The organism is Photobacterium sanguinicancri, assembly GCF_002265265.1.
GTDB lineage: Bacteria > Pseudomonadota > Gammaproteobacteria > Enterobacterales > Vibrionaceae > Photobacterium > Photobacterium sanguinicancri.
Window position 1 is genome coordinate 12,873 of sequence record NZ_NOIF01000022.1, and the last position, 21,723, is coordinate 34,595.

Annotated in this window: 26 protein-coding genes; 20 read left to right on the plus strand and 6 right to left on the minus strand. The window is 42.6% G+C overall.

The window, feature by feature from the left end; all coding sequences use genetic code 11:
• The first annotated feature begins 27 nt into the window (after positions 1–27).
• Together ASV53_RS05665 and ASV53_RS05670 are read left to right on the plus strand one after the other, a co-directional pair.
• Positions 28–543, plus strand: a complete 516-nt coding sequence (locus ASV53_RS05665) for a GNAT family N-acetyltransferase (RefSeq protein ID WP_094956389.1) — start codon at positions 28–30, stop codon at positions 541–543.
• A gap of 112 nt (positions 544–655) precedes the next feature.
• A complete protein-coding gene (locus ASV53_RS05670; RefSeq protein WP_094956390.1) occupies positions 656–1,129 on the plus strand; it encodes a pyrimidine dimer DNA glycosylase/endonuclease V in 474 nt (157 codons plus the stop codon).
• Positions 1,130–1,176: 47 nt separating this feature from the next.
• Here ASV53_RS05670 and ASV53_RS05675 read toward each other — a convergent pair whose 3' ends face one another.
• On the minus strand, positions 1,177–2,085 hold the full coding sequence (locus tag ASV53_RS05675) for a LysR family transcriptional regulator (RefSeq protein WP_094956391.1): 909 nt from the start codon (positions 2,083–2,085) through the stop codon (positions 1,177–1,179).
• Positions 2,086–2,231: 146 nt separating this feature from the next.
• On the opposite strand from ASV53_RS05675, the gene ASV53_RS05680 reads away from it, so the two are divergent.
• Both ASV53_RS05680 and ASV53_RS05685 read left to right on the plus strand, forming a co-directional pair.
• On the plus strand, positions 2,232–3,416 hold the full coding sequence (locus ASV53_RS05680) for an MFS transporter (RefSeq protein WP_094956392.1): 1,185 nt from the start codon (positions 2,232–2,234) through the stop codon (positions 3,414–3,416).
• Entirely contained in the window at positions 3,413–3,943 is a 531-nt protein-coding gene (locus ASV53_RS05685; protein ID WP_094956393.1) for a chorismate--pyruvate lyase family protein, read from the plus strand. The genes ASV53_RS05680 and ASV53_RS05685 overlap by 4 nt, the downstream gene beginning before the upstream one ends.
• 101 nt (positions 3,944–4,044) lie before the next feature.
• Here the strand turns inward: ASV53_RS05685 and ASV53_RS05690 are convergent, their stop codons facing one another.
• Complete coding sequence (locus tag ASV53_RS05690) at positions 4,045–4,815, minus strand: siderophore-interacting protein (protein ID WP_094956394.1); 771 nt, start codon at positions 4,813–4,815, stop codon at positions 4,045–4,047.
• A gap of 237 nt (positions 4,816–5,052) precedes the next feature.
• Here ASV53_RS05690 and ASV53_RS05695 point away from each other — a divergent pair, with 237 nt between their 5' ends.
• The 10 genes from ASV53_RS05695 (at position 5,053) to ASV53_RS05740 (ending at position 13,409) form a co-directional block, all read left to right on the plus strand.
• Complete coding sequence (locus tag ASV53_RS05695; protein ID WP_094956395.1) at positions 5,053–5,565, plus strand: GNAT family N-acetyltransferase; 513 nt, start codon at positions 5,053–5,055, stop codon at positions 5,563–5,565.
• Between the two features lie 65 nt (positions 5,566–5,630).
• A complete protein-coding gene (locus ASV53_RS05700; RefSeq protein WP_094956396.1) occupies positions 5,631–6,026 on the plus strand; it encodes a DUF2391 family protein in 396 nt (131 codons plus the stop codon).
• A gap of 122 nt (positions 6,027–6,148) precedes the next feature.
• Positions 6,149–6,850 carry a glutathione S-transferase family protein gene (locus ASV53_RS05705; RefSeq protein ID WP_094956418.1) on the plus strand — a complete coding sequence of 234 codons (702 nt, stop codon included), beginning with the start codon at positions 6,149–6,151 and terminating at the stop codon, positions 6,848–6,850.
• A gap of 36 nt (positions 6,851–6,886) precedes the next feature.
• Positions 6,887–7,684 carry a carbon-nitrogen hydrolase family protein gene (locus tag ASV53_RS05710; RefSeq protein ID WP_094956397.1) on the plus strand — a complete coding sequence of 266 codons (798 nt, stop codon included), beginning with the start codon at positions 6,887–6,889 and terminating at the stop codon, positions 7,682–7,684.
• A 180-nt stretch (positions 7,685–7,864) separates the two neighbouring features.
• Complete coding sequence (locus ASV53_RS05715; protein WP_094956398.1) at positions 7,865–9,247, plus strand: serine hydrolase domain-containing protein; 1,383 nt, start codon at positions 7,865–7,867, stop codon at positions 9,245–9,247.
• 584 nt (positions 9,248–9,831) lie between these two features.
• Positions 9,832–10,743, plus strand: a complete 912-nt coding sequence (locus tag ASV53_RS05720; protein WP_094956399.1) for a hypothetical protein — start codon at positions 9,832–9,834, stop codon at positions 10,741–10,743.
• Between the two features lie 323 nt (positions 10,744–11,066).
• Positions 11,067–12,104, plus strand: a complete 1,038-nt coding sequence (locus ASV53_RS05725) for an alpha/beta fold hydrolase (protein WP_094956400.1) — start codon at positions 11,067–11,069, stop codon at positions 12,102–12,104.
• Position 12,105: 1 nt separating this feature from the next.
• On the plus strand, positions 12,106–12,438 hold the full coding sequence (locus tag ASV53_RS05730; RefSeq protein ID WP_094956401.1) for a hypothetical protein: 333 nt from the start codon (positions 12,106–12,108) through the stop codon (positions 12,436–12,438).
• 74 nt (positions 12,439–12,512) lie between these two features.
• Positions 12,513–12,743 (plus strand): signal peptidase I, encoded by a 231-nt coding sequence (gene lepB / locus ASV53_RS05735; protein WP_062689106.1) that lies wholly within the window; start codon positions 12,513–12,515, stop codon positions 12,741–12,743.
• Between the two features lie 36 nt (positions 12,744–12,779).
• Positions 12,780–13,409 (plus strand): LysE family translocator, encoded by a 630-nt coding sequence (locus ASV53_RS05740; RefSeq protein ID WP_062689105.1) that lies wholly within the window; start codon positions 12,780–12,782, stop codon positions 13,407–13,409.
• A 67-nt stretch (positions 13,410–13,476) separates the two neighbouring features.
• On the opposite strand, the gene ASV53_RS05745 is transcribed toward ASV53_RS05740, so the two are convergent.
• Positions 13,477–14,109, minus strand: a complete 633-nt coding sequence (locus ASV53_RS05745; protein WP_094956402.1) for an SDR family NAD(P)-dependent oxidoreductase — start codon at positions 14,107–14,109, stop codon at positions 13,477–13,479.
• Between the two features lie 364 nt (positions 14,110–14,473).
• Here ASV53_RS05745 and def point away from each other — a divergent pair, with 364 nt between their 5' ends.
• From def to ASV53_RS05770, 5 genes are all read left to right on the plus strand, one after another.
• Positions 14,474–14,980: a peptide deformylase gene (def, locus tag ASV53_RS05750; RefSeq protein ID WP_094956403.1), complete on the plus strand. Its 507-nt coding sequence runs from the start codon at positions 14,474–14,476 to the stop codon at positions 14,978–14,980.
• A gap of 6 nt (positions 14,981–14,986) precedes the next feature.
• Positions 14,987–15,340: a hypothetical protein gene (locus tag ASV53_RS05755; protein WP_094956404.1), complete on the plus strand. Its 354-nt coding sequence runs from the start codon at positions 14,987–14,989 to the stop codon at positions 15,338–15,340.
• A 67-nt stretch (positions 15,341–15,407) separates the two neighbouring features.
• Positions 15,408–15,809 (plus strand): GFA family protein, encoded by a 402-nt coding sequence (locus ASV53_RS05760; protein ID WP_094956405.1) that lies wholly within the window; start codon positions 15,408–15,410, stop codon positions 15,807–15,809.
• Positions 15,810–15,850: 41 nt separating this feature from the next.
• Positions 15,851–16,201: a putative quinol monooxygenase gene (locus ASV53_RS05765; RefSeq protein WP_094956406.1), complete on the plus strand. Its 351-nt coding sequence runs from the start codon at positions 15,851–15,853 to the stop codon at positions 16,199–16,201.
• A gap of 104 nt (positions 16,202–16,305) precedes the next feature.
• Entirely contained in the window at positions 16,306–16,887 is a 582-nt protein-coding gene (locus ASV53_RS05770) for a dioxygenase family protein (RefSeq protein ID WP_062689094.1), read from the plus strand.
• A 73-nt stretch (positions 16,888–16,960) separates the two neighbouring features.
• Here the strand turns inward: ASV53_RS05770 and ASV53_RS05775 are convergent, their stop codons facing one another.
• The 3 genes from ASV53_RS05775 to ASV53_RS05785 form a co-directional block, all read right to left on the minus strand.
• A complete protein-coding gene (locus ASV53_RS05775; RefSeq protein WP_062689092.1) occupies positions 16,961–17,455 on the minus strand; it encodes a peptidylprolyl isomerase in 495 nt (164 codons plus the stop codon).
• Positions 17,456–17,646: 191 nt separating this feature from the next.
• Entirely contained in the window at positions 17,647–20,193 is a 2,547-nt protein-coding gene (locus ASV53_RS05780; protein ID WP_094956407.1) for an Ig-like domain-containing protein, read from the minus strand.
• 506 nt (positions 20,194–20,699) lie between these two features.
• A complete protein-coding gene (locus ASV53_RS05785) occupies positions 20,700–21,044 on the minus strand; it encodes a HopJ type III effector protein (RefSeq protein WP_094956408.1) in 345 nt (114 codons plus the stop codon).
• A 181-nt stretch (positions 21,045–21,225) separates the two neighbouring features.
• Between ASV53_RS05785 and ASV53_RS05790 the strand changes: the two genes are divergently transcribed.
• Positions 21,226–21,648 (plus strand): hypothetical protein, encoded by a 423-nt coding sequence (locus tag ASV53_RS05790; protein WP_094956409.1) that lies wholly within the window; start codon positions 21,226–21,228, stop codon positions 21,646–21,648.
• Positions 21,649–21,723 lie beyond the last annotated feature (75 nt).

Below are 21,723 nucleotides of genomic sequence, written 5' to 3' on the forward strand. Positions count from 1 at the left end.
GTTTAATCATCTGAATAAGGAGAGGGAATGCAAAAGGATATTGAAACTGAAAGGTTGGTATTGCGGCCTTTTCGCCTAAGCGACAGTGAGCGAGTTGCTGAGTTAGCTGGCGAGAAGGTTATCGCGGATATGACGGCCAATATTCCTCATCCTTATGAGCCTGCTATGGCATTCGAGTGGATTCAAACGCACCAAACTCAGTATATTGAAGGTGAAAGCGTGGTTTACGCCATCACCTTGAAAGACTGTGACGATATTATTGGGGCTGTCGGTTTTCCGTTATTGGATCATGGTTTAGGTGTCTTAGGTTATTGGCTTGGTGTCCCGTTTTGGGGGCGGGGAATCGCGTTTGAAGCAGCGGAGGCGTTGGTTGATTTTTATAAATCACATCATGGCCTTACAGAGCTTCATGTTATGCATTTAGCTGAAAATGAACGGTCTAAATCCGTAATTCGAAAGCTGGGCGTTGGCTATGTAGAAAATATGATGCGACATATGCAAGGGCAAAATCGCGAGATTTGTGTTTATAAATCAGTGTTCTAACGCAGAGCTGTGGTGACACTATAGCTGGATATTGTGATCGATATACCAGTACCTACGTTTACTAGGGTAACAGTTCGATAAAAAGAACAACGAATAGTCAGTAGGAGGTGTAATGAACATTTTTATTTTGGACCAAGATATTAAGCAATGTGCGCAGTACCATTGCGATCAGCATGTTGTGAAAATGATTTTGGAAAGTGTGCAGATGCTTTGTACTGCGCTGAATAAAAAAGGCTTTGTGACACCCTATAAGTCAACCCATACCAAACACCCTTGCGTGCTGTGGGTTGAAGCCTCTTATGATAACTTTATTTGGTTACGAGACTTAGCGATAGAGCTGAATAAAGAATACAAATATCGTTATGGAAAAGACACTGACCATAAATCAATGGCGGTCTTACCACAGATCGCAGACCTCGTTTTTCCCTCAATAGGGCTAACGCCGTTTCCACAAGCCATGCCTGATATCTACAAAGTGGATGATGATCCGATTTTAGCGTACCGCCAATTTTATATGGGCGATAAAGCAAAATTTGCCAAATGGACGAAACGAAGCCCCCCACAATGGTTCGTCATCAATAACTAAATATTCTGTTACATTGATGATGGATGATCAATGGCAATGACAGTCTCTTAATTGCCTGAAAAGTACTGCTGAGTCAGCTCTTCCATAAAGTTTAATATGGCTTTTACACGTGGAGACTGGCTTGTTTTACTGGCGTATACCGCATAGATCTTTACATCAGGTGTTACTTTTATATTTGGGGCTATTTGCACTAACTTTCCTTGTTCGCACAGTGGTCGGCAATAGATTTCGGGTAGTAATGTTACGCCGTAACCATTAGCAATCATGTCTCGAATGAGTAATACATCTTCAAGCTGATTGGCCTTGTTAAAGGCGATTGGGCGCTGAATGTTATCTTCTTCCGTCATGTAAAGCGTCGCGGGGAAATTCTCTTGTACATGATAGAAGGTGACGTGTTTTTGCAACATCTCACTGTTTGGGCTTTGTAACTCTGGATTTTCTGCCAAGTATTCTGGGGTGCAAAACCAGAATAATTTTAATTGTGCTAAGGGCTTAGCGTAAAACCCTGACGGTTTTAAATCACCTAATTGAATGGCGAGATCTAACTTTTCTTCTAATAGGTTGGGGCGGTGAGACACAATCCGCATGCGTAATTGGATGTCGGGGTAACGCTGGGTAAACAGGTGTAATTTGGGGGCGAATACTTCACGCGATAAGGCGAATGTGGTGGCGATATTGATTTCACCGACTAGTGATTGTGATGCGACTTCGTTGCCAACTCGGTCGATGTTATCAAGTAATGGTGTTAGTTGGGTATAGAGTTGCTCACCATCTGAGGTGAGCTTTAAAAACCGACTATTGCGTTCTAGTAAACGAATATCTAACACATCTTCTAATCGTGCTAATGATCGACTCACACTTGATTTTTGAATGCCTAATTTAATAGCAGCTTTAGAGATACTGCCTGTTTCGGCAATCGCAATAAAAATAGGGAGATCATTCAGGTTCCAGTTCACACGATTACTCTTATATTTCAGGCGAATCCATTTAATAACATAAATACACCTATTACCAAAACAACACAGCGTTGTCTTTTTTGAACTAGTTGGCCTTAGCCAAACCCATTAACCTTTTTGTCAGTTATCTTCCTTAGGAATATTTGATGAGAAATGAAGAAATAAAAAGACTAACAAAGTTGTGCTTGTTACTGGGTAGTAGTTTATTGGTGATGGCCAATGCGGCGATTGTACCGTCATTGGCTGAACTAAATCATGTGTTCAATGATCCATTTGGTGTGTCGTTAATGATGACCTTGCCAGCGCTCGCTGTGGTTGTTTTCGCCCCTTTTGTGGCTAGCATTATTAACGCGCTGGGTGAGAAAAACACGATTCTACTTGGATTTGGTTTATCGGGGTTGGCTGGAAGTAGCGGTTTATGGATAGATTCACTGAACATGCTACTAGTAGGCCGTTTTGTATTGGGTATGAGCATTGCAATTTGCATGACAGTGATAAACGACTTGATAGCGAGCTATTTTGATGGAGAGGCGCGAATCCAGTTTATTTCCCATCAAGCGATTGCGGTCAATGTTGGTGGCATTATGTTTGTCGTGGCGAGTGGGTGGTTAACGACAATTCACTGGCGTTTACCTTTTGCCATTTACCTTGTGGCGATTATCGCACTAGTGCTGTCGTTGAATGGTATTGTGCCGGTAAATAAGGTTAAGCATTCAGGGCTTAAGCGTATTCATTTCCGTGATTATAAAGCTGTTTTGCCGTTCTATTTGCTAGGGCTATTTGGCATGCTGTCGTATTACCTGATCATGATTGACCTGCCGTTTACCCTAAAAAGCGCGCTGCATTTTAACAGTGCCCAAACAGGTATGCTATTAGGTGGAATGAGCCTGATTTCTGCGACTGTTGCCTATTTATTTAAGTTTTTACTGGCGAAAGTGGGAGAGCAACGCACTTTGGCTCTGTGTTTTTATTGCTTCATGGTTGCGTTTTTCACGCTAACTTTGGTTGATCTTCGTTGGGGGGTCTACGTTGCTGTTGCAAGCACAGGAGTCGCGTTTGGTTTATTACTGCCGATTCTTACGCATTTAGTGATTATGTATAGCACTGAAAAACGTCGAACCGCGATGTTGAGTGGTTTTGTGATGTTCTATTTTACGGGGCAGGCGTTAAGTGCATTTGTCCGCGATGCGAATGTCGTCTTGTCGCCAGGTGCTTTGTACATAGGCTTTGCCGTTGTAAGTGCGATTATTGCGACCTTGCATCTTGGTGTTCTTGATAGCATGGTTCGTCGCAAGCGAGATGTGCTGACAGCTAAAGAGGCCGAGGCATGAATTATTGTGTGGTTGATGCGGAATCACTGCCTTCTTACCTCAGAAGTGAGGGATCGTTAACTCGCACATTCAAAGCGGTGTGTGGCGGTTTTCATATTGAGCAGAAGCGTTTTAAGCGAAATGACCCGTTTTATACTCGGGAGTGTTTATTGCTCGATAACGGAAGGCCTTTGGTGTGGGCGCGATCTTTTCTCTTTTCGACTCATAATGAAACGATAGAGACTTTTTGCCATCTAGGTAGTCAATCATTAGGTGAACGATTGTTGTTCGCTTCTGAAAATAGATCGACTAACAAAGGTGCCAGTAGTATTGAAGCGAACAAAGCGACGGAAGGAACACTTGCGCGTGGCCCTTATACTTTCTTTGAAGTTAATGGCGCAGATCCCGAACTACAAGCTGCTATGGGCGATGAGGCTATTCCCACGGTTAATTATGGGCGTAGCTCGCAATTCACATGGTCGCACCATGATTCAGTCTTGTTTCTGTCGGAAGTGTTCTCGCCCTATGCTGAGGCTGTATTAGTCTAAGAAGCTATTACGTGGCAATCTAATAAGCCAGAGTCAGTCTGATGTGTTACTGACTGACTCTTGTTTGTTTACGTCGCTGGTAAAAGGGAGTGACTAGCTACTTAGCTATTCTCGCTGGCATCTTGTTGTTTTATCGCCTTATGGCCGTCTTCAGATACGCCTTGTTTCCAATAACTGCTGATATAAATGTTTTCACGATCGACATCTTTTTCGTTACGGAAGTAACTGCGTAGGGCTCGCATAGAGTCAAAATCACAGGCTGTCCATACAGAGGCGGTACCTTCTAACCACGCCAGTGTTTTGACCTTTTCCGCTAATGACTCTTCCCCTGTTAACCAGATAACATGAAAGTGCTCAGGCGCATCGATAGTTTGTATATCCTTGTGATCAATCACTTTGATCACAGCGTAACCTTTTGCGTTTTGCGGTAGCTTTTGAATTTTGGCAGAAAGGGCGGGTAAGGCTGTCATGTCCGCAGCCATGAAGAACCAGTCTGCAGCTAAGTTCATTTCGTTGATGATGCCTGGGCCTGCAACATTAATAGTATCGCCAATTTGTGCACTCATGGCCCAACGGGCAGCAAAACCGCATTGTAAGTCTGTTGTGATATGGCGAACAAAGTCCACCTCTATGGTGCAATCAGTCGCCGAAAAACGTCGAACAGTGTAGGTGCGCATAGCAGGTCGCTCACCTTCAGCTACTGTGCTTAAATCGGTTTCACCTAGGCTATTAAAGAGCAGCTTGATGTAGCCACCTTCGCAATCATTAGGGAAATCAGCCAGCGAATCGCTATGAAATACAAGGCGCTGCATGTTGGGTGTGATTTGTTCTGTACTAATAACAGTCAGTAACTTAGGTGACGGCTTTTTCATTTCTCTCTACTCGATAATTATTCTCTTTTGCATTTAGGTTAGCAGTCCTCATCTATTCTGAATAGCGCTTTTAACTAAATTTACACTCTTGGTGTAATTAAAATTTCTTCGCACTTTGCTCTTTATATGTCCGTCTTATCATGGTTTTATTTAGTCATAGAGTGATAGGTTAAGCACGCTATAACGCCGCTACAGCGACGTTATGTCTTAACGTTATGAGTGAGGTATTAAGAGAGTATGAAAATAGAGTCGAGTCGTTTAACAATGCGGGTAATCACTGAATCTGATTGGGCGCTGTTCTTACAACTTTACCAAGATCCAAAAGTCATCGCGCTGTGTTTTGATTTACTGGATGAGGCGGGTATTCGAGAGAAGTTTGAGTCGCGCTTATTGCCTTGGAGTCCACAAGCAGAGTCTTGGCTTTGTCTGGTGATTGAAGACAAAATGACAGGGGAGTCTATGGGTATCACAGGCTTTATTATTGAAGATAATATCGCTCAAGTGGGATACCTGTTATCGCCTGAATTTCATGGTCAGCAATATGGTACTGAATCACTGCAAGCACTGATCACGTGGGCCGAATCTAACCATGATATTAACCGTTACCAAGCCATTGTTACTGAAGGTAATGTTGCATCTGAACGCGTGCTTATGAAATGCGGTTTTAATCTTGATAATGTGATACCAGAGGCTTATGAGATCGGTGGTAAGTTATATGCTGATCACTATTATGTCCGTAATACGGATTGATAAGAGCCTGAATATACAATAATGACAGTATCGCCACTTCTCTCGTAGGGGCAAAGGATAGGGATATGAAATTTGACTTCAATTTCGAAGATGCGAGCCAAATATTTGTGGGTGCATTTGCTTTGGCTGTCCCTATTTCATTTTCAGAAGAAGCATGGCGATTAGGTGAAACATTACCAAGCCGTAATTTACTACTGCTCATTGTGCTGTCTGTGACTTTCCTGACGTTGTATACCTATGAAAGTGTGTTTCAGCGCAATGTTAGCCAGAGAAAGCTGGTGTTTATTTTCCGTATTGTTGTTGCCTATTTGATGGCGGCTTTGGTGGTGGCTTTGGTGTTGTTCTGTTTAGATAAATTACCGTTAATGAGCGACCCTTTGGTGGCGTTAAAACGTATTATTGTGATCACTATGCCGGCTTCGATGGGCGCGATTGTAGTGGATAGCTTCGATAAGGAATAATGCCTTTTATTTGTTTACGCAGTGCGGAAGGCCTAAGACCAAATACCTAAGACCAAATACCTAAGACCTTGCAGATGTTAAGTCTGTAGGTGTTCATGCCGAAAATCGTCAAGGAAAGTGATTTGTATACTCTGTTTTACTACCCGAATAATGCCAGTTTGGCTCCACATTTTTTATTGCATCATATGGGACTTAACTACGATCTCGTGTTGGTAGATAAGAAATCCAACGCTCAAAAATCACCAGCGTATCTAACATTGAATCCTGCAGGGCGTATTCCTACATTGATTGATCACTCGCTCGAAGGCGCTGTCGGGCTCGATGCTGATTTAAAACGTGGTCTGGCGATTTTTGAAAGCCCCGCTATTTGTATTCATTTGTGTGAACAACACCCTGAACAGGGGCTCATGCCAGCATTAGGGAGTAGAGAGCGCCCATTGTTTTTCCAATGGCTAACGTATTTGAATAACACGTTACAAGCTGAGCTTATGGTGCGTTATTACCCTCATCGTCATACCAATGATAAGAGCACCATCCCTAATATAGTGGCAGCACAAGATGAACGAATTGCTGATGCTTTGTCAGTAATCAACGCTCAGCTTGAAAGTAATTGTAGAGAGAACAAAGTGTATTTGTTGGGTGACACTGTCACTGCATGTGACTTCTTTTTGTTCATGTTGGCGGAATGGTCGTTGTCTATTACGCCATCGCCATTACATTTTGACTATTTAGCCGCTTACCTAAAGCGTCTGGCTGCTCATCCAACGGTTGTTGCGGTATGCGAAATCGAACAGATAGATCTCTCGCCGTTTAAGCCTTGTTAGCATGATAATTAATGTTGCCACAGTGATAGGAAATTTATGGAAATTTCACTGATTCAAACCGATGTTTTCTATAAAGATAAAATTAAAAATCTCGAGCTGGTGGCAGAGGTATTGGCGAATAGCGAGCGTGTCGGCGATATTGTTGTGCTTCCTGAGTTATTTTCAACGGGGTATATATTTGAATCACCATTAGATATTCAAGCTTTGTGCGAAGATTATGATACGGGTCCAACCATTTCAGCGTTAAGTCGTTTAGCTGCAAAATACGGCACAACCATAGTAGCTGGTGTTGCCGAAGTAGATAAAGGGCAGTTTTTCAATAGTGTTGCTGTGATTGGTGGCAAAGGTTTGATTGGTAAATATCGAAAAATAACTCAAACCAATATTGATAAGCTGTACTTCTCGCGCGGGGATACGCTTTTCACGTTCGAATATCAAGGTGTGACCTTTGGTATCGCCGTTTGTTTTGATCTTTGGTTCCCTGAACTTATCCGTGAATACAGTAAATTGGGGGTAGAGGTGCTGTTACATCCTGCCAATTTTGGTGGTGAGCAAAGTTTACATATCTCAAAAGCAAGGGCGATTGAAAACAGTGTGTATGTCGTGACATGTAATCGTATTGGTTGCGATGTGACAGCGGATATCGTTGGTGAATATTGTGGTAAAAGCCAGATCTGCGCGCCTAGCGGTGAGTTGTTAGTTCAATTTGGGGGTGAGGCTGGGGTAAAAACTGTGAATATAGCGGTGGAGTCAAGTGCAAGAAAGAAAGTTATTGGTGTGGATTTAATCGCAGAAATGAATGCGGTTAACTATCAGCTAGCGTTAACAAAGTAATATAACGTTAGCATTGATCAAAGAGAGTGTATTTGAGCGCGTGAAGAATACAGCGGCGTGGTCTCTGAACATTACGCCGCTTATCTCCACAGTTTATCTACTTAGTTTCACGCAAATAAATACGCACTAAATATTATTCATGATCGCAATACTGACTAACGTAATTGAAGGAGCCATAGGATGTGGGTTTGTGTCGTTAGAGATGGGATAAAACGATGTGCTTTTATCATTAGTTTGATTGTTGCTGTACTGTTTACATCAAGTTTCGCGGTTGCCGAAAGAGCCTTTGATAAAGCAAAAATGGATCAGTATTTACATTCGCTCGCTGACAATAACAAGGCGACGTTAAGTGTCGTTTTTACAGAAAAAGGTCAGGTTACCTACAGTAAACAAACAGTGTTGCCGAAGGGTGCAATAATGGCATTTAAAGGCAATCAACAATATAAAGTGGGCTCTATTACTAAAACCTTCACCTCGGTTTTAGTATTCCAACAAATAGAGCAGGGCAAGCTCACCTTATCAACGCCACTGTCTGATTTTTATCCCAACATAAAAAACGCAGAGAAGATAACAATAGGCCAACTACTTTCGCACCGAAGCGGTATTTTTAACTACACCAATGCGCCTGAATTCAATGCTTACTTTGCTCAGTACCAAGATAAAAAGGAGCTGCTGGCAAGAATAGCGTCGTATGAACCTGTGTTTGAACCTGATGCGAGCTATGAATACAGTAATTCTAACTATGCGTTGTTAGGTTATATTTTAGAAGACGTGACGGGGAAATCTTATACTCGCTTAGTGCAAGACAATATTATCTCACCGCTCGATTTGAAAGAGACCAAGTATTGCGCTGAGGAAGCGGATTGTGGAAAAGCGTTAAAATCGTTCTACTTTTACCAGGGCCACTGGAATTTGATGCCGCAATGGTCAATGAGTGTTGCTAATAGTGCGGGGGCTGTACTCTCGACCCCTTATGATTTAACGCGTTTTATTCGTGCCTTGTTTCACGGTGAATTGATTTCACACCAGTCGTTGGCAATGATGAAAGGAATTAAAAATACAACAAGTAAGGGATTATTTAAGCTGCCTTTCTATACAAAATCAAGCTATGGCCACCGTGGAAAAATTGAAAGTTTCTTATCGGATGTTAGCTATTTCGATGCTGATGATGTCGCGCTTTCTGTCACTGTGGATGCTCTGAACCATAATTTTAATGACATATTAGTGGCGGTATTAAGCATTTATTTTGATCGTCCTTTTGAGTTACCTGACTTCGACCGTAAGCCTATTTCATTAGCTATTGCACAACTGAAAAAGTACGAGGGTACTTTTACTACACCGAGCGTCGATGTCGAGATTAAGGTTTTTGTGCAAGACGGTATGTTAATGATGCAGGCGGCAGGACAAGCACCTTTACCTGCAGAGCCTTATAGTTTGTATGAGTTTGAATATAAACCAGCAGGTATTCTTTGCAAGTTTGCGAAAACTAAAGAAGGTGGTGTTGATTATACCCAGTTTACACTGCATCAAGTGGATTGGATCTTGCCCTATAGTAAGCAATAACAAAGCGCGAACAAGACAGAACTTAACCTAGGCTAGGCTCTTTTTCCATTCCGCGAGTAAGGCGAATATGTGAAGGGCCAATGCCGTCCCCCCTATGATAGAAGCCTCTAAAGCATGCCATTTTTTTTGCATAAGCCAAACACGTCTCAGGCGATAACTCATGCATTGCTTGCAAAGTATCGTCAATTTTTCATATTTCCGCTATATCCTTAGTAGAGAGCTGTCGTGCAGAATTTTAAAACTGTCATATATTATTAATGACATCACTATTTGATGTGTCGTGACGCTGATGAGTAACGGCTGCGGTGATTTTAATTTACCTATGGCTGCAATGATGTTCCGCATGGAACTAAAAATTTGAATTGCCTCGATATTGCTACCTCTTACTTTTCAGGTGCAGAGATGTTTGATTATATAGTGAACGCGGAGCAGTTACTTGAGTTGACCTCGACATTGAGTGGTTTCAAGTAACTAATTACAAATAGAATATATGGGTGTTACCAATAATAAAGGCTCACACCAAGCTATAAGTGGTTGAATCATATTTGCCTATTCAGTCGGCATCAATTACCACAGAGGGATGTATGGATATTTTTGTTAGAAACGGAATTTTAGCATTAGCGAATGTTGTTGAGCAGGACAGTAAGGGATGGTTCGAAGGGCATGTTGGTGCATCTTTACTTGCAGGGGCGGCTTTATTGAAAAGTGATATGCTTTCAGACGCGTCTTATGAGAGTCTACAGTTAAGATTACATCTACAATCAGAAGAATATGCCCATCTTTTAAAGCCGTTAGCGGTAAGTAAACTGACGACTAACTATACCCCTATTATTGATGCGATCGAACAAAATACAAAGCAACTGAGTCGCTCTGGACATGGTGTGATTTATGGCGCTTTGGTGTTAAAGGCATTATCAGATAACAACTTAAAGGTCAGTGAAAACCTTGTGGCGAATATCGCTAAATTAATCATTAATTGCACTGATGATAATTGGAAACGGTACTTTGGGCTTGATGATTATCGACATTATCCGATGTTTGAAAACACCCTAAATTTTAAGCGCAACCATCAAATAGGAAACGGAAAAATAGGTGATAAAGAGATTGAAGCATTATGTGCCGTAGCTATAGAGCGCAGTGTTGATCAAGTTTATCACGATGCAAAAGGGTATTTTTTCGCAGGGGAGAAAATACATGGTATTACCCATGCCCATGCGGTTTTCCTGCTTCATACGCTCGGTTACACAGCGTTAGCCAGTAAGGCGATTCAACCATTACTTATTCAGCTGGAGCTGAACGATTTAAGGCCAGAACCCACCACAGATTTAGTGTTAGCTCAGCCGAAAAAATTGGATTTGTCCGATCCTACAGTGTGGGGGTGTGACTATCGTAATGAACATCAAATAAAGCTGGCGCACAGCTATTCTGAATTATCAGCAAGGCTTAATTTACCATTGTCGGTTTTAGATAACTTATGGGGGGCGGTATCAAGTTAAGTGAAACTCCCTTCGTTACTGATTTATATAGACGTTACGATAAAAAGTAACGGGTGCTTACTCTTGAGTGTAGCGGTGCGGAAATACGTTGTGAATGTGTTTGTTAGAGCGCTGCATTGAGTGGTTTTTTTCTCTATTTTACAGTGGTATAAACTCGATCTGCGTCGAAATTATTTCGTGATATTTAAATGGTTAGATCCTAAAGAATTATAATGTTTTCGTCAGTAAATGTAGCTCAAAAACGTACGCGGACACCCGTTTAAAGCGCTATAAAGGCGCTTGGTTTGATTGGTGAGACATTTTATTCTTAAAAGGAATTAACTATGAATGCAAAGTCTGAATATTTACGTAGCCCTCGTGGATTTAGGTGGTGGTTGATAAGAGTCGTAATGGTAACTGTAGCGATTATTGTGGCTGCTGTTGCTTATTTATTGGTGGTCGGTGCATCAGCAAAATCGGAACTGATCGAGAGCAACCCTGCGCCAGGGCGTCTCGTTGATGTAGGGGGCTATAAGATGCACATTAACTGTATGGGGGAAGGCTCGCCAACTGTGTTGATGGAGGCTGGAGCGGGGGATTTTTCAGTTACTTGGTCTGCTGTACAGCCTAAGCTCAGCCAAACAACGCGTGTGTGCAGTTATGACCGATCTGGATTTGGCTGGAGTGAACCAAATGCAGAGCAAGCGCGAACAAGTCAAACTATGGTTCAAGAATTAGAAACCTTGCTTGCTAATGCCAATATTGAAGACGAGTTAGTCTTGGTGGGACATTCATTTGGCGGCCTTAATGTTCGTTTATTTGCGGATCGTCACCTTGATAAAGTGGTTGGTGTCGTGCTGGTGGATGCATTACATGAAGATGTGTCACCTGAAATGCAGCGTATTAATTCAGAGGCCCAATTGGCTTTAGTTGAAGAGCTTCGCGTTGTATCTATCTTGCAGTCGATAGGGCTTTTGGCATTATCACCAGAAGAAATCCCCGAACAAGGTTTGCCACTTGAAGCTATGGCGCAGTACCGTGCAATATTAGCCACAGGTAGCCAAGTCGATACAATGATTGCAGAGTTAAGCGCGATTGAAGACAGCCTGACTTATGCGCGTAGCCTTGATCTGAAGCACTTCGATAATATTCCAGTAGCGGTACTGACAGCGACGCACCGTAATCAGCCTTCTTTATCAGAAGATCAGAATAAGCAGATGGCGAAAGCTTGGAACAAGATGCAAATAGCACAAAGTAAATTGTCGTCAGAGAGTTATTTTGTCTCTACATCGAAAAGTGGTCATTACATTCAACTGGAACAACCCGAACTTGTCATTCGTACCATAAACAAGCTTGTTACAAGGGCGCGTTACAAGGGCTAAAATGATGTTACTTGTACCCACGATAGCGATTTTAGTTTTATATTTTTACTTTTATGGTATTGAAGGTCTTAATTTTCATGTCATCTCTGCCGTCGTTGTTATGGCTATGTATTTATTATTGTTTTATGTCGCTTCACCATCAGGTTTGCAGTACAGCGGTTCAAAAATGGGTGGCCTATATCTATGTCTTCCAGTTGTGTCATTTGGGGCATTAGTTTTTGCTGATACGGATGAAAACAGTCATGAACAAAAATGGTGTTTTGTTCTTGGAGGATGGTTTGGGCTGCTAACAGCCTTATCATTTCTCGTTTTCTTTAAGTTTTATTATTGGTGATTAAAATAGGTATCGATATACCTATTACGTTGTCACTTCACTGCTGCGTTAATATTGGTGATCAAGGAGGATCGATGCTTAACGTGAATAAGAAGGGCTCGTTACGATCCAGTTTTGCGCCTGTTCGTGTCCCCGATGGTTACTATATGGCACTTGGGGATAACCGAGATAATAGCTCAGACTCTAGAGCGATAGGTTTTGTCCCGAGGGATGAAATTGTGGGAAGAACAAAGAGTGTTGTTTTGTCGTTTAATTATGATAACTACTATATACCGCGCAGTGATCGTTTCTTTAAACCGCTATAAATAGTGTTAAAGCTGCGCCGTAGCTAAGGGAGCTGTATGACGTTTACATTGGCATTATTAAATGTCGCATTAATTTGGATGTTTGCGGTTGCGACACCGGGGGCAAATGTACTATTAACGGTGAATACAGCTTTGCATTATGACCGAAAACTAGCCTTGTACTCCGCTTTTGGTGTGAGTACGGCTATTTTGCTATGGGCCTTTTTCGGTGGCTCAGGCTTGGTGATTTTGTTTACGCATTACCCGCAACTATTTGGTTTCATGAAGCTGGTCGGTGGTTGCTATTTATTGTATCTGGGGATTCGTCAGATCTATCAAACACGAAAAAGTAATGCGCTAATGACAGGTGCGAATGCACCGACAGTGAGTTTTCCTTCCTCAAAAAAGATCTTTTTGACGGCCTTCATTACAAGCATTTTGAACCCTAAAACCGGTTTCTTTGTGGTCAGTGTGTTTAGTATTTCGATGCCAGCGCACATGACGGGGTGGATGGTATTCGCCATCATGCTCACTATGTCCTCAATTACATTGGTGTGGCATGTGTTTCTCGGCGTTGCATTTTCGCGTCAATCTGCCAAAAGTGTTTATCAACGCATTTCCCATTATATTGATTACGCGACGGGTGGCCTGTTTACTCTGTTTGGTATAAAAGTGATGGCGTCTTAAGAAGTAAAACCCAGCGAAAGGCTGGGTTTTACTGGATCTCTGTGTCTATCGCGTTACAAATCGCGCGTTACCAAGTTAATGTTGGGTCGATACATTGATAGATCTCACCGATGCTTGTTTTGTCTGCGAACAGCTGTAAAGCGAGCTTTGCGACTTCGCTACGGTGGATCAAACCGTGAACTTCAGCGTGTTGAGAAAGCTCACCATCATTGGTGACATCTCCATCTTTTAAGCCTCCGGGGCGCAAAATAGTGTAATCCAGCGTGCTCGACTGAAGCCAAGCTTCTGCTAATGATTTTTCACGAACCGCAGCACCAAAGCCTTTTTTGGCGGCGTCTGACAAGTATTGCCATGAGTCACCACAACCTAGCGACGTGATGAGTAAGAAACGCTGGATCTGGTGTTGCTCCAGAGCATTGATTAAGTATCGGTGACCAATGTAATCAACCGGTACATCGGCATGGAAACTGCCCATAGTCGATACAACCCAAGCATCGGCTGGTATCGCAGCTACCGCTTTTTCAACTTGCTGAGCATCTGTTGCATCACAGCTAATAGATGGGATCCCTAGTGCTTTTAGACGAGGGTTTTTTGATGGATTACGTGCAACGGCAATAACGTTTTCGCCTTGGTGATGAAAGTAGTCGACCATAGCTGCGCCTAAACCACTTGCCGCTCCCCAAACAACAATTGTATTCATAGATAAATCTCTTCCTGATAATGATAATAGTTTACATCTTCATGGGTAAATTGCTAGTTATCAATAGGGTGTAAGCATGAGTATTTCAAATGGCGCCAGTATTCATTCAGCTTAAGAGATGATTCGTACAGCTTGCACCAGCAATATCTATACTTAAAGTTGATAATTGTTATCAATTAGGCGTACGATCTATGCCTGACTCGATCACAAATTGCTTTTGTATCTGTATAACGCGAGAAAGCCTGTAATATCATTACGATGAATACGATTAATCGAGCAAGGTAGCTGTTAATTTGGCAGATTAAATCGTTTGAACACTTTCTTACCAATATTGATATTGAAGATACTTAACAGAAGACGTGCTATGGCTATTTTAGATATTCTGACAATTCCAGACCCAAGACTCAAAATTCCAGCAAAGCCGGTAACGGATATTGCTGCAGTTCAACCTTTCATCGATGATTTGCTCGCAACTATGTATTCGACAAGTGATGGTATCGGATTAGCTGCAACGCAAGTTGGTAGCACCAATGCCATTGTTGTTATCGATATCTCAGAAAATCGCGATGATCCTTTAGTGTTAATTAACCCAGAGGTAGTGAGCGGTAGCAATAAGGCAATGGGGCAAGAAGGGTGTTTGTCAGTCCCAGGTTATTACGCAGATGTAGAACGTTATACGTCTGTGGTGGTCTCTGCGCTAGATCGTAATGGCGATCAAATGACGATTGAAAATAGTGAATTTCTCGCTGTGGTTATGCAGCATGAAATTGATCATTTAAAAGGTAATTTGTTCATTGATTATCTCTCGCCATTAAAGCGAACAATGGCACTAAAAAAAGTTAAGAAAACAGTGAAAGCGCGATCGGAGTAGCGACAAATGGATAATTTGTTTACTTATATCGCCGCGATAAAAGGGCATAGCTCTGATGTTGTGATCGCCACTCAAGAGACACATTCACACCAATATATTGATGATGGTGTTGAAGTGAATGAAGAACAGACGTCTTATGTTTTCAATAATGGTGTCGTTCTTCAATATCGTTCGGAAAAAGACAGCCTAAACGGCACTCCAGAACATACCGCTGATAATGTGTGTGAAGAGTGCTGGATTAGCTATCAAGTAGTGGAATCTGACGTTTATGCGATCAGGCCTATGAAGAAAGTGTTCAATAATAAGTGCCAAGAAGCCTTCTGGGTGAAGATTCAGCGAGAGCAACAGTTGGCACATTAGTTATCACCAAGAATCGTATAAATTTGGTCTACGCTGTGTAGAACAAGATTAATGAAAGGAATGGATGATGAAAGGGAAATGCCTTTGTGGAGCTATAGAAGCCGTTGCTGACGATCAACATGAGGTCGGCTTATGTCATTGCGATATGTGTCGGAGATGGACCGGAGGTCCATTCTTTGCTGTTCATTGTGGACCGAACGTTACCTTTCTTGGTGATACCCCATTAATCTATCAATCTTCTGAGTGGGCAGAGCGAGGATTTTGCGGTAAATGTGGTACGCATTTGTTCTACCACTTATTACCGAAGAATGAATATATTCTCTCAGCTGGCTTATTCCAAGATCAAGATTTTGACCTAGAAAGTGAAATATTCATTGATGAAAAGCCTGATTACTACGCGTTTAGTAACGAAACAAAAAAGCTAACTGGCCAGCAGGTGTTTGAACAAGCAACAGGGAAAAACAGTTAACTTAAAAGTAACCTACATATCTAATTAAAAAGGAATTCACTATGACTAGTCGTGTTTATGTACTCGCGCAGTTTAAGCCAAAAGACGGGAAAGAAGCCGAGTTGTTTGAGGTGTTAAAAGCATTAGAGCCAGACGCGTACCGCGAAGAAGGCTGTATCCAATATATGCTGACGCGCCAAATCGATCATCCAAGTGCGATCCGAAATGATTACCCAATCGTGTTTAATGAAATTTGGGAAGATGCGGATTGTTGGTCTGCACATGGTCGACGTAAACAAATTCAGCACTTTTTTGAAACCCAAGTTAAAGCAGAAACTGGTCTAGTCGCTGATGCAATTGTGACGGCTTACACCGATGAAGGGCATGATTTTGATGCGCCTATTTTTGAGTAGCGTTGAGTAGCTTTGTCTCAACAGTGTAGCGAATTAGTCTATTTGAATAAGCACTGCCACAATGTAAGTAATGTCGAAGGCTATTTACTATCGGGAGAGGTATTATGCGCAGGCGTCACTTCCTTGCATTGTGGTCACTGTTGTTCGCGTGGCGTGCGAAAGCAAAACCATCCACCGCTAGCTTGTTAACGCCCCCTCAAGCGGAAGGGCCATTCTATCCCGTAATACCTATACCGAGCCGTTCAAATTTAATCGCTAATGTGCAAGGGCTGATAGGTAAGCCTTTGACTTTGCAAGGGCAAGTTCGCAACCGCCAAGGAAAGCCGTTACTCGGTATTCAAGTTGAAATTTGGCAATGCGATGGCGCAGGTATTTACGATCATCCTCAGCAGGCTAACCACACGGCATTTGACTCTCATTTTGCCGGCTTTGGTGGTGTTGAAACCGATAGTAAAGGGCAATATGCCTTTCAAACCTTGGTACCAGTGCCTTACAACAATCGACCACCACATATTCACGTTAAGCTATGGCAAAAAGATCGTGAGCTATTAACAACTCAGCTGTATCTGAAAGGGCAGACAGGCAATGAATGGTGGGGCGGAGAAGAACGAGAGCAACTACAAATCGATATTGTTCAAAACGGTGAACACTCGGAGGCCAGTTTTGATTTTGTAGTGAATGCTTAATATTGACGTTAAGTGATAAAGAGTGCCATATAGCCTTGGTTGCTAGGCACTCTTTTACTTATTCAGAGAGGTATTACTCTTTGATTGTTACTTTCTCAATAACAATTGGCTCGCTTGGTACATCATCGTGGCCGCGCTTACAGGTTGTGCGCACAACCGCCATTTTCTTCACGACATCCATACCCGCCGTTACTTTACCAAACACACAGTAACCCCAGCCCATATTGGTTGTTGCAGTGTGATCCAAGAAATCGTTATCATCTAGGTTGATGAAAAACTGTGCGGTTGCTGAGTGTGGGGCATCAGTACGTGCCATTGCGATTGAACCAATTACGTTCTTCAGACCGCGATTTGCTTCGTTAGCAATAGGATCTCGTGTTGGTTTTTCATCCATATCCGCAGTGTGACCACCACCTTGGACCATAAAACCTTTAATCACACGGTGAAAAATCGTGCCTTCGTAAAAACCATCTTGGCAGTACTTCAAGAAGTTCTTAGAGGTAACGGGCGCACGCTCCATGTTTAACTCAATCTCGATGTCGCCCATGTTGGTACTTAAAATAATCATTTGGTTTAACCGTGTTGATAGGTATTTAGCGGCGCAGTATACGGAATTACCTTGTTAAGCGTAAAGTTATAAAAGAAAACGCTCAGTAAAGACTGAGCGTTTATTGAGTTTTTAAAGCCTAAAGCCTAAAGCCTAAAGCCTAAAGCCTAAAGCCTAAAGCCTAAAGCCTGTGACTGTAAGCTTGGTGAATATTACTGTGCATTCATCGCTTTCAACTTATCACCGACAGGGCCAGAGAAGTTGTAGCCGTCGTGCTCATCCCAGTTGATAGACCATGTCATGACACCGCCAAAGTGAGGGTAAAGCTTAGTCGGGACAACCGTGCCACACTTGGTACCTTTGGTCGCACAATCAAGTGCATCCAAGATGTTTTGTGTTGGTGCTTGGCCTGAGTTCGCAGAGCTAGGGCCTGATGGTAAACCGTAAGCAACTTGATCATCACGCAGTGGCGCGAATTGCGTCCCATCCGCGAGTTTAAAGCCTTCAACCAGCATACGTGCTGATGCAACCATCATATCCACTGAGCCTTCTGGTGCAGAAGCCCCGTTCATGTATGGATTCGGTAAACCACCATTGTTGTATAGCTGAACATGGAGTAGATCGAGGGTATCGCGAAGCTCATTAATTAATGGAATGTAAGCACCCCAAATACCGCTGTAAGCTATCATGCCACCTTGAACGTATGGGTGTTCTGGTGCCATGGTTAAGTACATGTCACTGCCCATGTTGGTTTCGATTTGTTTAAGTGCTCGCGGTAAACGTGCTTGGATTTGCGTGCCATGAAGTAAGTTAGAACCACTTTCTAGGTCAACATCTAACCCATCAAATCCCCATTCTTGAATAATGCTGGTTAAGCTACTTACAAAATTAGCTTCATCGGTATCAGTATTTAAGGTGATGGTACCTTCCGCGCCGCCTAAAGACAGTACTATCACTTTACCTTGCGCTTGTAGCTCGCGAACGTCTTGCTTAAAGAGTTCAGGGCTTAATGCAGGGCAGCTGCTGTGCATGTCGCCAGCGTATAAGTTGAAGTGCACTGTACCATCGCTATTACGATCGTTGTCTGCAAAGGCAATATCAATAATATCCCAAGCAGGTGAAATTTCACGTAAGCGAATAGGGCAGCCAGCACCGTTTACAAAGTTGTGCCAGTAACCGATGAGGTTATGTTTTACTGCTGATTGCTCGACAACTTTCACAGAAGCAGCTGGGGATATGGCCGTGGCGCCGAGTGTATCTGTTGCTATAGCTGTGACGGTGTAACTACCTGCGGAGCCTGCTGTCCAATTGGCTTGGTAAGGTGCAGTGGTGTCAGATGCAACAATGCTACCGTTAACTAAGAAGTCCACTTTTTGGATTGCGCCATTAATGGCAGAAGCCGTTGCTGAAAGATTAAAGGCTTTTCCTAAGGTAACGGTTGAGCCGCTAACCGGTGACGTTAGGCTTGTGACCAGAGCTTGATCGCTTACACTGACTAGCACCGATGATTCTGCATTATTGCCTTCGTTATCCGTTGCGATAGCCTTCAAGCTGACATCACCTAACCCTGTTGCAAGCCAATCTGCCGTATACGGCGCAGTTGTGTCTGTACCTAGATTGTCATTGCCAGCAAAGAACTGAACTTGGGTGACACTGCCGTCAGCATCGGATGCAGAAGCGGCTACTTTGACACTACTGCCTGCAAGGATAATGCTGTTATTTGTAGGGGAGGTAATCGCAACTTCAGGCACTATGGCGCAAATACCTAAATCACTCCAAGCATCTGTCCAATGTTGGCCATTACCGGGTTCATAAGCCCACGCTGCGTTGGATGAACACCAGCCAGCCACATCACAGCGATACTTATGATTTAGGTTTTGTACAGTGTCACCAACTTGGTAGCTGTGTCCTGCAGTGTAGGTTGGAATGCCTTGGCATCCACCACTCTCTGAACCACCAGATACAGCCACTGTGATTGTTTCGCTAAATGTTGCTGCATTTTCGTTATCGATCGCTTTTGATTTAAAACTATGTGTACCTTGCTGGGCAACCCAAGTGTGTTCGTAAGGCGCTGCGGTATCACTGCCGACCAAATTGTCATCGATATAGAAATCGACTTGTGAAATCGTGCCATCTTTGTCCGTGGCAGAAGCTGCAAGTGTTAGGTTGTCATTCGATCGGATTTGAGATGTGCTGGTTGGGTTCGTCAGGCTAATTTCTGGCGGTAAGTTGTTGGTTGCATTGGTGACGGAAACATTGACGGCTTTGCTACTGGTCGCGCCTTGGTTGTCAGTCACTTTTGCTTCAATGGCATGGTTGCCTGTTTGTGCGAGCCAATCAAGTGTATAGGGTGCAGTTGTAATTAGTGCTAAAGATGTGCCATTTAATAGGAATTCAACGCTCTCGACAGTTCCGTCAGGATCACTTGCAGAAGCACTGAGCACAACTTTGTCACCCGTAGTGAAGTGCGCATTGCTTAGTGGCGAAGTAACAGTAATGCTTGGCGGTTGATTATTGGGGGTGCCGTTACACTGGCCCAATGCTGACCACTCTTGCCATTGCCCTGAGTGTGCTGAAGGTTCATTTCCTTTCGTCCACCAGTTGGCTTTGTACACAATACTACTGCTTTGTACTTGATCATTCGTGCTGTAGGCGGTGCTACTATCCCAGATCTCAATCTGGGAGCAGTCCATGGCATTAGCTTGCCCAATAGCGCTTAAACTACCAATGATGGCGCAAGCGATTAACGATTTTTGCATCATAATATCCCTATCGAATAGTGAATGTAATTACTGATGAAGATTGTTGTTTTTTTCTGCTAAAAAAGAGGTCACAACGAAGACGTAAATTAAAACTCTTACAAGCTCAATCATTAGCTTATTTAGGCCAAAAGAAGAGGTGTTTTTTAAATTAGATTCAATAATTTATATGGCATTCACAAGCTTGTTAAAATGCAAAGTAACAATATGAGTTATTTGGAAGCAACTCGATGTTTTTTAGTACGGAAAAATAAGTAGTTAGATACAGAGGAAGTTAAATTTATACCTGTATCTTATTGTTATTAAAGAAAGGTGGTTATCTATAAATAATGGGAAGTGCGGTCGATGCTTCGATGGCAACGCCTGTAATCATGCTGTTTGTAGAGAATCATTTGGTTTGTAGATAGGTATATTGCTTTTTCGTTAGCGATTAGGCTTATCATCCAGTTCTAGGTTTTACTCGGGAAGGGCATCCCGAGTTATAATGATGCGGTGAGTTGTTTAAGTTATTTACTTTCGAGAGCTTTTGAATCAAATGTTACGCCGTACCAACCATATTGGATGAAGTTTCTAATATTCAAGTGGTCTGTATTATGAGGGTGTTTCAACACATCATCGCGATAAAAACGACCAAAACAGGCTAAAGTCTGTTCTTCTGATAGCTTGTGGATCTTCGCAAAAGACAAAATCTTACACGAACCATTATTTTCACCTACTAGATTACTTACATCACCATTAGTGAATGCAGCTGGAGTGAAGTTGTAATACTGGCTGATGATAGCCATTGTTTGATCAAATTCGATATGGCTAGGATCGTGTCTTAGTTGTGCTAAAAATTGTGACAATTCCATTGCTTTCTTTATCCCCGCTTGATTATGCCTAGTTAGATTACGCAGCCACTATAGCGTGTCAAAAACCTATTAAAAATCACTATTTGAAACTTTGAGCTAACTTCCAAAATAAAGGGGCTAAGCTGCTTCGTTACTTGCGATACGATTAAATAGGGATAACCAAAAGATAGGGAAGTTAGGTATGAAAAAACCATTTGTAATTTTGGCTATTGTAGCGGCTATATTACTCATAGTTAGACAGTTTGCGAATACCGAGCGAGTACCCATCGTGGTGGCATTACCCGATAGCCCGTCATTTACTGTTACCGATGCTTTCGATGGGCAATGGGAGGGTAAACGAGTTGACGTTAGTGGTGACAAAATTTGTTTAGAAACACGAATTACTGGCACCGTTGATAATGGACAGGTCTCCTTAACACTGGTGTATAACAACACACTTTTGAAAGGGTGGATATCAGAACAAGGCGTGTTAGAGCTGTACTCGGATAGCCATAGGTGGGGGTATCGTTTTAGTGGGGCTGCAATTAATAATAAAATGGATGGTGAGTGGAAAGTAACTAACGCTTTATGTCACGGAACTTGGCATATAGAGAAAGTCAGCTGACCATACCGCGTTGGATGAAGGCGGTCGGAATCCCACTTATTTGAGTGGGATTTTTTTTGCCGAAAAGAAAAGTGA